A 446-nucleotide genomic window follows, 5' to 3' on the forward strand; every position below is an offset into this window, starting at 1 on the left:
GCGATGCCCCACTGGTAACGGGCGGTTCAGGTATGGCGATTGGCCTGGACCGGCACAGGGCTCAAGAAAACGGAAACCAGGCTCGCGAAGCAGGGCGTCCGCTCGCTGGGCGAGGCGTAGTGCTCTCCGGTTCATGCTCTCAAATGACCAACCGCCAGGTGGCACATTACCGTCAAATTGCACCAGCCCGTGAGGTTGATGTGGCACGCTGCCTCTCAACCGAAACTCTGGCCGCTTATGCACACGAGCTGGCAGAGTGGGTTCTGGGCCAGGAAAGTGTACTTGCTCCACTGGTTTTTGCCACCGCCAGCACTGACGCATTGGCAGCAATTCAACAGCAATACGGTGCACAAAAAGCCAGTCAGGCAGTAGAAACTCTGTTTTCTCAACTAGCGGCGCGGTTAGCAGCGGAAGGCGTGACACGCTTTATTGTCGCAGGCGGTGAG

At 58.1% G+C, this 446-nt stretch carries 1 protein-coding gene; it reads left to right on the top strand.

The window, feature by feature from the left end:
* Positions 1-446, top strand: a 446-nt coding sequence (locus ACEWB7_RS17805; protein ID WP_411581060.1) for a nucleotide-binding domain containing protein, incomplete at both ends; no start/stop codon positions are given.

Source organism: Acinetobacter sp. NIOH-H-8, from assembly GCF_046635365.1.
GTDB lineage: Bacteria > Pseudomonadota > Gammaproteobacteria > Pseudomonadales > Moraxellaceae > Acinetobacter.